This window comes from Streptomyces hygroscopicus subsp. hygroscopicus (assembly GCF_001553455.1).
Classification (GTDB): domain Bacteria; phylum Actinomycetota; class Actinomycetes; order Streptomycetales; family Streptomycetaceae; genus Streptomyces; species Streptomyces hygroscopicus.
This window is the reverse complement of record NZ_BBOX01000495.1, coordinates 1-2,156: the sequence shown is the minus strand read 5'-3', so window position 1 is coordinate 2,156 and position 2,156 is coordinate 1. Positions and strand designations below refer to the sequence as shown.

Annotated in this window: 2 protein-coding genes; one reads left to right on the top strand and one right to left on the bottom strand. The window is 73.2% G+C overall.

Translation table 11 applies throughout. From position 1 onward, the window contains the following. On the bottom strand, positions 1-545 hold a 545-nt coding region (locus tag AXW62_RS37145; protein ID WP_060948273.1), incomplete at its 3' end, for a maltokinase N-terminal cap-like domain-containing protein. A gap of 431 nt (positions 546-976) precedes the next feature. On the opposite strand from AXW62_RS37145, the gene AXW62_RS37140 reads away from it, so the two are divergent. Continuing rightward, positions 977-2,156: ATP-binding protein (locus AXW62_RS37140; protein WP_107406393.1), on the top strand; the 1,180-nt coding region annotated here is incomplete at its 3' end.

Below are 2,156 nucleotides of genomic sequence, written 5' to 3'. Positions count from 1 at the left end.
GGGCCCCCGCCGGCCACCACCAGGCGGGTGGCGTCCGGCCCGTCGGCGACGGCCGGCGCCTCGGCGGCCCCGGCCGGGACGTCGGGACCGGCCCCGGCCAGAACGTCGGAACCGGCCCCGGTCACCTCGGCCGTGACGGAGGGGTCGGGGGTGTGGGAGACGCTCTGCGCCTGCGGTTCGGCACGGCCCTGGAGGAGCGCGAGCAACTGGGTGACGAACACCGGGTCGTGCGGCCCGTCGTACACCCACCGCCGCCCCAGCACCCCGTGCTCGGTCGTGCCGATGAGGGCCCGATCGGCCCCGTCGAGCGGCGCCGCGCGGTAGGTCATCGGTACGTGGTACCAGGCGGGCCGGTCCCCGGAGGCGTCCTGGACCACCATGAACTCGATGCCCACGTCGCCCTTCGGGTCGTCGAGCCGGAAGCCACCGGCCTTGGACAGCTCGGGGGCGCGCCCCGTGGCGGCGTACCACGGCTGCGCGGGCAGCCAGGCGGTGAGCAGCTCCAACTTGGTCGGAGTGAGCGTGGTCTTGTGGATGATCGACATGCCTCGTGAACGCCTTCCCTCGTCGTACGCTTTCCCGGCCGCCGTCTCACGGCTCAGGACAGCCACTGGTCGTAGGCCCATTCGACCCCGAATGTCACGTAGGCCACCAGACCTCGAGCCATGTTGACCACCCTCGCGCCACGTTGACCACCAGGGGGACCACGTCGGGGAAAGCACGGACAGAGCCCGGCGGGCGGTGCGCGCCGGGCCGGTGCCGTCGTCCCCATGGGCCGGACGACGGCTCAGGAGCGGGCCGCCGCGACCGCCGTACTCCTGCGCCGCGTCGTCCGCGGGCGGACATGGCCGGGCGCTGACCCCGGTGCGGACGCCGCTCCTCACTCATGAGAGTTTGGCAACTACCGGTCCAAACTGATCAGTTGCTCAGTAGTATCTGCCCTTTCCTGGCCGTGTCCCAGATGGAGGTGTCAAAGATGCTGTCGGGGACGGGGGCCGTCGTCCTGGCCGCGTCCGCGGTGCTGGTACTGGTGTTATCCCTGTGCCTCACCTGGGTGGTCAGACTCCGTCGAGCGCGCGACGAGGCGCGTGCGGCGGCCGAGCGAGAACGAGCCGTTTCCGAACGGGAACGAGCCAATGCGGCGCGCGAGCGAGCGCTGGCGGCCGAGCGCGGCGAAGAGGTCACGCGGCTGGCCGCCGTACGGACCGAACTGGACGAGGCGGCGCGCCGGGAGCGGATACTGCGGGACTCCGTCCAGGCGTCGTTCGAGTCCGTGGCCCGCAATATGCACGCCATGTCGATGGTGCAGCAGCAGGTGCTCGACGGCCTCGGCCGGCATGTCGCGGACGCGCGGCTGATGGCCGAGGTCATGAAGGCGGACCACGCCGCGGCCCAGATGACCCGCAAGGCGCAGACGCTGCTGGTGATGTGCGGGATCTGGCCCGCGCGGCGGGAGACCCGTCCGGTGTCGCTCTTCGACTGTGTGCGGGGCGCGCAGTCGCGCATCGTGGAGTTCGGCCGGGTGGAGGTGCACGGCGGGCAGACCCTCTACGTGGTGGCACCCGCCGTGGAGGGCCTGATGCACGCGGTGGCCGAACTCCTGGAGAACGCCACGGTCTTCTCCCCCTCCCGCACCCAGGTCGCGGTCGCCGTCCGGGAGGTCGCGGCGGGCGCGGTCATCGAGATCGACGACGCGGGGCTCGGCATGCCGCCGGACGTGCTGGAACAGGCCGTGGGGCAGCTGAGGGACGGTCTGGACCTGGCCCAGCTGGGTGCCGTGCCCCGGCTGGGGCTCGCCTGTGTCGGGCGCTGGTCGCGGGAGCTGGGATTCGGGGTGGAGCTGTCCACGGCGTCGGCGTACGGCGGTACCCGGGTGGTGGTCTTCGTACCGCACCGGCTGCTGACCGAGCCGACGGGCTCGGTACGGGTGGCGGACCGCGAACCGGTCGTCGTGGAGCCCGTGGCCGTCGGCACGGTGCGCCAGGACGCGGGCGGGGCCGGTCTCGGCCCGGTCGCCGCGAACCGCACCGGGGGCGGTGCGCTGAACGGCGTGTCCGTGGACGATGCCCCGGGTGCCCCGGGCACCCCAGGCGCCCCCGGCAACCCAGGCGCACCCGACGTCCCCGGCACCTCGGGCGTCCCCAGCGCCCCCGACG